This is a genomic window from Streptomyces musisoli, from assembly GCF_016741855.1.
In the GTDB taxonomy this organism is placed as follows: domain Bacteria; phylum Actinomycetota; class Actinomycetes; order Streptomycetales; family Streptomycetaceae; genus Streptomyces; species Streptomyces musisoli.
In genome coordinates this window covers 92,029-100,034 of the sequence record NZ_JAERRH010000023.1, presented here as the reverse complement: position 1 = coordinate 100,034, position 8,006 = coordinate 92,029, and the positions used below count along the sequence as shown (strand labels likewise).

General features: G+C 72.1%; 8 protein-coding genes. All 8 read right to left on the bottom strand.

Annotated features, from left to right (window positions below):
• Window positions 1–462: 462 nt before the first annotated feature.
• The gene (locus JK361_RS35350; protein ID WP_201826236.1) at window positions 463–861 is read right to left on the bottom strand and encodes a PIN domain-containing protein; all 399 of its coding nucleotides are present in this window, start codon (window positions 859–861) and stop codon (window positions 463–465) included.
• Window positions 861–1,136 (bottom strand): hypothetical protein, encoded by a 276-nt coding sequence (locus JK361_RS35345; RefSeq protein ID WP_201826233.1) that lies wholly within the window; start codon window positions 1,134–1,136, stop codon window positions 861–863. Before JK361_RS35345 ends, JK361_RS35350 begins: the two co-directional genes overlap by 1 nt.
• A gap of 158 nt (window positions 1,137–1,294) precedes the next feature.
• Window positions 1,295–1,909: a hypothetical protein gene (locus JK361_RS35340; protein WP_307787398.1), complete on the bottom strand. Its 615-nt coding sequence runs from the start codon at window positions 1,907–1,909 to the stop codon at window positions 1,295–1,297.
• A 235-nt stretch (window positions 1,910–2,144) separates the two neighbouring features.
• Complete coding sequence (locus tag JK361_RS35335) at window positions 2,145–3,575, bottom strand: selenium-binding protein SBP56-related protein (RefSeq protein ID WP_201826231.1); 1,431 nt, start codon at window positions 3,573–3,575, stop codon at window positions 2,145–2,147.
• Window positions 3,576–4,017: 442 nt separating this feature from the next.
• Window positions 4,018–4,503, bottom strand: coding sequence for a hypothetical protein (locus JK361_RS35330; protein WP_236054166.1), 486 nt, complete (start codon window positions 4,501–4,503; stop codon window positions 4,018–4,020).
• 767 nt (window positions 4,504–5,270) lie between these two features.
• The gene (locus JK361_RS35320) at window positions 5,271–5,639 is read right to left on the bottom strand and encodes a hypothetical protein (RefSeq protein WP_201826229.1); all 369 of its coding nucleotides are present in this window, start codon (window positions 5,637–5,639) and stop codon (window positions 5,271–5,273) included.
• Complete coding sequence (locus JK361_RS35315; RefSeq protein ID WP_307787397.1) at window positions 5,636–6,328, bottom strand: YqjF family protein; 693 nt, start codon at window positions 6,326–6,328, stop codon at window positions 5,636–5,638. Before JK361_RS35315 ends, JK361_RS35320 begins: the two co-directional genes overlap by 4 nt.
• Window positions 6,329–6,714: 386 nt before the next feature.
• Window positions 6,715–7,173: an SPW repeat protein gene (locus JK361_RS35310; RefSeq protein ID WP_201826249.1), complete on the bottom strand. Its 459-nt coding sequence runs from the start codon at window positions 7,171–7,173 to the stop codon at window positions 6,715–6,717.
• Window positions 7,174–8,006 lie beyond the last annotated feature (833 nt).

The window sequence follows — 8,006 nt, the reverse complement described above, 5'->3', positions numbered from 1 at the left end:
CGCTACACCGGCGACCTCCCCGGCTGACCCGGCCCCTCACACGACAACAGGTGCGCCGCGCAACCTCCCTGACGGCATCGCGGCGCACCACAGCGCGAGTCTTGTCGCCGGAGCCGGGAGGACGGGGCAGGCCGGCAGCGGTATCTGCGGCGAGCAGCTCGCCCCGCCAGCGGACCGGTGGACTCGGACACGCGGCCAGGCCAGGCCCCAAGGCTACTCAGAACCCTGGGATCGAAAACAGGCACTGAACTGCACAGTTCCTCCGGAAGACACCTCGGCCTGGCGGCCAGGCACATCAGAACAGAAGACCCCACCCCTGGCGCGAGCAGTGCCGCTCCCGGCGAAGCAGCACCGGGCCCATCGCGGGGGTCAGGCGGCGGCAGACCAGGCCCGGGCAGTGCGACGATCGCGACGGCAGGGCAGGCGGGGGCGACCGTCTTCTGCCGCCGGGGCGGCGGGCGGCTACTGGTCGGGGTGGACGGCTTTAACGCCGGTGCCCGCGTATGCCTTGGGGGTCAGGGTGAGCAGGTACCGCCCGGCGGGGTGGGCGGCGGAGGGACGGGCCGCGTGGATGGCGTGGACGGCGGCCCAGGAGTGCCCGAAGCGCAGGAGTTCGGTGGCGGTGACCGCGGCGTCGGTGTCGAAGGCCTCGATCCGGATGAACCGCAGGCCTTTGATGTAGCCGAGCAGGCCGGGCCGTTCGGTGTCGCCGGCCGTCAGGGAGAGCACCGGCGCGTACAGGTCACCGAGTCCGCCGGAGGCCTGGACGTAGAACGCGGCGACCGCCTCGTTGAACGGATCCTTCGGGTCGTACAACGCACCTGCGGTTGTGTGGTCAAGGACGACCGCGATCGCCGGCACTACGCGGCCGCCTGCGGGCTGTGCGCGGCGCCGCCCAGGCGCTCGAGCAGGGCCTTGGCCTTCGCCTCGGCCTCCGGGCTCGGTGCGCTGCCGAGGGCAGAGGCGAGTTCGGCGCGGGCCAGCTCGGCCCGCTCGGCGTACTCGGCCTGCGTCGGCGTGCCCTGCGCGAGGTCCTCGACCAGGCCGCGGATGGTGGTGCCGTGCTCGGCCGCCAGCTGGGCGAGCCGGTCCCGCGCGGCCGTGCTCACCTTGATGCTCGTCTCGTCTGCTGCCATATCCCGACTCTATCGCGTTCCTCTACCACAGGTAGAGTGGCAGTCGCTGCGTGTTGCCGAAGCGGTCGTGGAGCCCCGACCGACCAAGCGCCCCACCCTGCGCGAAGACCCTGAAGCGCGGTGCCCGCTCCGGCACCCGAGCCGTGTTCGTGTCGCGTTCAGCGGCCGGCCGCGATGAGCAGGGCGAGTGCGGTGGCGACGGCCGCGAGGGTCACTGCTGCGGTGACCGGGACCGTGCGCACGCGCCGGCCGGCGGGTCGCCGGCGGCGGGCGAGGCCGAGTGCCACCCGTGCGGTCTGGCTGAGGACGCCGGCGACGGCGGCGAGGAGGAAGGGCAGGAGGCCGTCCGGGAGCGGGACGGCGCTCGTGACGAGCACGCCGGCGAGCGGGCTGAGGCAGGCGAGTGTGAGCCAGCAAGCCGTGCGCCGTCCGGGCTGGGCGCCCAGGAGCGCGGCCAGGGCCAGGCCTTCGCCGGCGGCGTGCACGAGGAGCGCGGCCATCACGGCGATCGAGGCGGTCAGGGCGAGGGCCGCGCCTTCCACGAAGCGGTGTACGGCGAGTCCTGCTGCCGCGCCGATGCCGCCCGCACGTTCCCGCCTGCACGGGCAGCCGGTCCGGGCGAGGGCGCCCATGAGGGCGAACGAGGCGAGCGCGGTGAACGGCACCGCCCACGGCGGCAGGCCGGCCTCGGCGGCCTCGTCCCACGCGTCGGGCAGCAGGTCGAAAACGGCTATGACCAGCAGGATCCCGGACGCGGCGGCCGGCACGAGCACGGTAGGGCCTGGTGCCCGCCGCGCCGCCCAGGCTCCCGCCACCGTGGCCAGGGCCACCAGCGATGCGGCCACCAGCGACGCGGCCGGAGGCAGCAGCCCGGCCGGATCGCCGGCGGGGTGCGTGCCGGCCGCTTCGAAGGCGCAGAGCTGTTTTCTCCCGGGTCAGCGGCGGGCCGCGAGGGCGGCGCCCTGGCACACCGGCGCCGCCCCCCGGACGTAGTCACCGGCCCCGGGGTCAGCGGCGGTAGCAGTAGGAGTCGGAGGAGGCGTCGCCGCCCTGCAGGCGTGTCTGGTGCACGCGCAGGCCGGCGAAGTCCTCGCCGTGGGGGAAGAAGCGGCCGTCCACCGACAGTCCGCCGCGTGAGGTATCGGCGTCCAGCTTGACCATCCACGGCTCGATGCCCGCGGGATAGAACTGCTCGTCCCAGGCGGCGTACAGGGAGTTCGTCAGGTAGACGCGCTGCCCGTCGCGGCTGACCTCGACCATCTGGGCCCCGCCCGTCAGAGGCACGTCGGGCGCGGCGGGGTGCGGCCGGCGGGCGGTGATGCCGCCGAGTCGCACGGCCGCGGTCCGCCTGGGTTGCCGCGGGTCGCTCACGTCGTACTGGATGAGGTCGCCGGTGCCCCACGCAGAGACGTACAGCCACCGGTCGTCCACCGAGAGGTCGATGTCGGTGATCAGCGGCGGCACAGCGCCGAACGGCTTGAGCGCCGGGGGCAGGTCCTCGGCCGGGGCGGGCTCGGCCGGGAGGGTGATCACCTTGGTGACGTGGAAGTCCTCGCCGTCGCGATGCCAACGCCACACCGAGGCCGACAGGTCCTCGACGTCGACCACGGTGTTGGTGAACCCCCAGGTGGCCTCGGGGTCGTGCGCGGGACGCAGTTCCAGCACCATCTGGTGGGCGTCGCCCAGGTCGACCTGCTGCAGGTGCCGGCCGGTGCCGAGTTCCCAGAAGTGCAGGCAGTGGCCGTAACGGCGCCCCAGCAGCAGGTCGGGGACGAGACCGTCCTCGATCATGGAAGGGGTTCCCCACTCGCTGGTCACGGCGATGTTCTGGGCCAGGTGCCACCAGACGTCGTAGGCGAGGTGCTGCGGCCCGCGCTCGCTCTCCCAACCGCGCAGCACCTCGAAGCTCTCGTGGTCCAGCAGCGCCACGCCGCCGGGCCCGTCCGCGCCGTCCGCGCCGCCCAGGCAGGACAGGAAGACGCCGTCGGGACCGCAGTGCAGGGTGTGGGGGCGCGAGTACCCGGCCCGGGCGGCCAGTTCGTCCGGCTCGACCGTCTTGACCAGGCGGGGGCGGGCCGGATCGGGGACGGTGTCGAAGACGTGCAGCCTGGAGGAGCGCAGTCCGGGGACGATGAGATAGCGGCGCGCGGCGTGGTGGTGACCGGCATGGGCCAGCGCGCTCGAGCAGGCGTTCCATCCGAAGTGGTGCAGTTCGTTGCCCACGCCGGGCACCTCGGCGTGGGCGATCACCCGGCCGTACGCCGCGGAGCCGGGGTCGGTGCCGACGGTGAACAGCGCGTCCGGGCGCGTTCCGGCCGGGTCGAACCCGACGACGTAGGCGAGTTCCTCCCCGGGCGCGGCGACGGCGTCCGCCGGGGTGCGGTACAGGGTCGGATCCTGGTGGCCGTCGTGGCCGTGCGGGTGCTCGGTCGTCGTCATCGTGTGTTCCCCACTCGGCGAACACAGGGCCGGAAACCGGGTGAACCCCGTCACGGACGGGCCGGCGCTCTCGTCCGCCGTCGACGTGCGGTGAAGGACGGATATGCCACTGTCTCCGAGCGTTTCACAGTCCCCGGGGCCCTGCCACGGCGCCCGGCCGCGACAGCGCTGCCGGCCACCGGGAACCGGGGCGACGGTCCGAGTGCCGGCGCACTCCTGGTGTGGACGCGGCTGCCGGCGCCCTCCTCGCGGCCGGCCTTGACACAGCCCGCTTCCCCGCACCGCGACGCCTCTCCCCGCACCTGCGACGCCGCTCCGCTCCGTTCCGGCCCCGGCACCCAGCCCGGACCCGGCCCCGGCAGGGGTCCGGAGGACGTGATCATGGGTGAGCCATGTCGCCTGTGCGGAGCCCGGTCAGGTGTCGTAGGCCCCGCGCCCTCGTTCAGTCGGCCGTTGTGCGCAGTGCCGCCTCGACCTGGCGGATGCGCCACTCCTCCACGGTGTCCTGCTGTTTTCGGGCTCGTTCCAGCAGTCTGTCGAGCAGGGCCGGATCGAGGCGCTCGTTCTCCCCGGTGAGCCGGCGCAGGGTCTGCCATCCGGCAGCCTTGCCTTCCACTCCCAGCCGCAGCGCCTCCAGCTCCAGCACGGTGCTCAGCGGAGAGCGTTGCACCAGGCGGCCGTTGCCCTTCAGCCGTGCCAGCTTTTCCGCGACCCAGCCGGCGCACACCTTGTGGCGATGGACGGGCACGCCCAGGTCCCGCATGATGCCGACAAGCGTCATCCGGTCCTGGGCGATTTCGGTGGCGACAGGCCCGAGGGCCCGGCCGAGCGCGGAACCACGGGCCACACGCGCCAGGTGGCCGGCCCTCTGGGTCCCTGCTGTCGCGCCCGCGAGGTGGTCGTTCAGATAGATGCTGAGCAAACGCATGTCGGCGCCGTGCGAGGGCGGACGGCGCCGAGGTGCGCCGGAGCGTGGCGGGGTGTTCACCAGAAGCCTCCTTCGTGTGCGTGGCTGCCTCGGAGCTTGGGAAGCAAAGGGTTCGGGCGTGCGCGGCGTACTCACCGTCGTCGTGACGCGTACGAGGCAGGGCCTGCGGGGCGTGGAGCCGAAGCCGAACCGGACGGGCGGTTCCATCGGGGTGAGAGCGCCGAGGCCTTGCCCTTCGAAGATCGCGGTCGCCGCGGTGATCAGATGCAGATCGCGGGCGCCGTACCACTCGTACCGGCCGCCGTCGGCCGTCCCGCGGGTGCGCACGCCCAGGAGGAGGCGGGCGAGTGGATCCGTCACCGCCGTCCACAGGGGCCGGGAGGACAGCACACCGGGGACCGCCCGCAGCAGCAGTCCCGCGGGGCCGCGCCGGCCTGTGGTGAACCGGAGGTCGAGCAGCGGGCCTGCGGTGACCGTCCAGGCGTCGTCGGTGACGCGGACGCGTACGGGTTCGATGCGGACCTCGTCGAAGGTGTAGGTACCGGCGATGAAGTCCGCCGTCCGCCGGGTGGGAGCCAGCAACAGGCGGTGGCCGCCGGCCCCCTCCAGCATCACATCGCTGAAGGCCCCCAAGGGCGAGCGCAGCCAGTGTCCGACGACCAGACGGGCGCCGGACGCCGTGCCCATCCCGGCGATCCAACCCTCGAAGCGCAGCCGGACAGTCCACGCGGATCGGTGCATGAGGCGATCCTCGGCGGCGGTCCGGTTCATCCGCCCGCGGCCGGCCCCGGCCGACCGCACCGGCGCCGCACCGGCAGCCATCCGGCCCGCATCACCGCGTTCACCAGACAGGTCGGACGGATCCGGCCCATCGGCACGTACACCAAGCCGACGGCCGGCAAAGTCACGGCCCGTCCCCAGACCCTGCGGCGGGCTTGGCGCGCTGCACCCGTGGTAGCCGGGGTGAACAGCATGCTCCAGCCTGCCGTGGCCGGTAGCCCGGCTGTCGTGCGCTGGAGCCGTCCCTCGGCCCTGGGTCCGAAGAACCACTCGAAACTGCGCAGGTGCAGCAGTGGCCAGCCGCCGCCGACCAGGTTGAACATCCCCTGGTCCCGCGCCACGAGCACCGGGTTCATCCCTGCCTCCTCACTGCCGGCCGCACCGGGCGCGAGACGCCGAAGCGGACCTTGTGGACCCCGTCGCAGAAGTGCACGAGCGGCTCATGCGCGGGCGGCGGCAGTCCGGCCGCCCGAGTGAGGCTCTCCTCGATGTCTTCCAGGCACGCAGCGCGCAGCGGCCAGGGCTCGTGCTCGACGGGCGTCTGCCACAGCACGCCGTAGCCCCGTGTGAAGGCCCGCCATCGCGACGTCAGCCATATGTCCCGCCGGGTCGGCCGGACCGGCTCGCCCGGCCGGACCACCACGCGGTACGACGGCCCGCCACGCCCCCGCGCGCCGGCATAGGTCAGGACATCACCCTCGCGCGACAGCGTCAGCCGCCCCAGGTGGTAGGGCGCACCGACCGCACGGGCGGCCAGCATGACCGGGCAGCCCACCTCGAGGGACAGGAACCACAGCCCGTCCCGGCCGTCCCGCACACACACATACGTGCGCAGGTTGGTCTCCGCGAAGGAGGGCAAAGCGGCAGGGACACCCGGCGGGCGCACGCCGGCCATCACGAACGGCGTGAGGCTCACCCACGCGCACTGATCGCACGTGTCCACCGTCAGCCCCTCCGGCAGCAGGCGCTGCACCTGGTCGGGTGAGTAGGCCCAGTGCACGAACGTCTGGGTGAGCCAGCCGGCGCGCAGTGCCGGGAGACACACGCGCCGCTCCGGTCCATACGACACCACGCCGCACCGACTCCCCAGGAGGCCCCGCGTCAAAACTCGGCTCGCCCCGACACGCCCCCCCAGAACACCGGGCCGGCGTTCCGCCCGCCACGAGGGCGATCGGGCAAGACCGAAATCGGCCATAGCCCGATCGCCAGTCATGATCTGGGAAGGGATGCCCGACAAGTGCAGGGCCGCTGCACGCGCAAGGCTTCGACTGCACAGTGCTCAAGCGGCCCGACCATTCGACAACTGGTTGATGACGCTCGCCGCGATCAGCCACGCCCTGCTGCCGGCGGGCCGCCACCGCCTTGGCGGTCGCCGCGCTGCTGTGGCCACAGAACGCCGATCAACGGCGGTCGATGGGGCACATCCCGCCATCAGCGTCCGGATGAGTAGGAGGACGCCATACCTCGACTCTTCCGGGACTCGGCCGCTCGGGCGGCCGCGCTGGCGGACAGCGCGAGAATGAGTGCGACGGCACCCGTGATGACGTTGTTCACGATGGTCTTGGTGGTGCTCACGTCGCCTGCCACCACCCACGGCGCGATGATCGTCCAGGCTCCCAGGACGCACGCCCCCCACGCCATGCTGTGGGTGCGTTCGTAGGCCCGGCCGAAGCCGCCGCTCATCAGCAGGGCGTAGGCGAGTCCCACGAGGAGGTTGGTGACGGCGAGAGTGGACAGACCGTTGAACCCGGTGATCCACGGTGACGCCGCCAGGTAGATGCCGGTGAGGAACGCCAGCATCCCGGTGGCCTGCCCCTGCGGGGTGCTCGTGGCCCGTTCGGCCACCTCATGCCGCATACGCATGTCGACGATGTCAGGGTGCGTCTCCATGGACGGCCCGTGCGAAGTAGCCATTGCCTTCACCTCGATACGAGTGAGTTCTCAACAGCGCCGGGTACCCATCCGCGGCACCAAAACCTGCCCGCTCCCTCCGCAGTCTGCGGCCTCGACACCGTCGAACGTGCACGGGGAAACAGCATCGGCCGGCACGCCTTGTGCCCCGAGCCGGTCGTGGAAGTGACGGCCGCTTGGTAGGACTGGTGGTCTTGTTGCACCGGGTGGGCGATGCCGCACCACTGCTTCCACTTGCTGAAGCACCCGTGCGACACGTTGCGGTGCTTCCCTCTGAGAGCCATACCCTTGTGCCTCGTCGTCACGAGCCCCGCTTGTGACGCGCCGAGAGCAGAACGGCCGTTACGAGATCGCTGTCGGGTGCGGCCTCAGATGAAGATGAAGAAAAGGATCAGAATGATCGCGGCCAGGACGAGCCACCAGATCCACACGTGCCGGTGTCCGGTCGCCGGCCGTTGTTCTGGGCCGTGACCACGCGGCCGGTCCTGCTGCGCCGGGTACCCAGCGCAGAGCAGCCCTCCCGACCACCGGGAATTGTTGTCGGCGCTGCAGGCAGGTGCGGTGCTTGGTGCGCTACGCCTGGCGGCGCCGGGCCATGCGGTACGGCTGCTCCCTTCCCGTTGACGCCTCCTCGCTGCACGGTCCCTGCCCCCTTGCCGATGCCGCTGCGCTCCATCGGCGGCGACCACCGGCGGCGCGCCGTGCCCCACCCGCCCCGAAAAGACAAGTAATTCCGACACTCGAATTCCCTATTTCGGTATCTGGTCCACCGGCCCGAATTCGATACATTTCTCTCACTGGGGGAGTGGTGC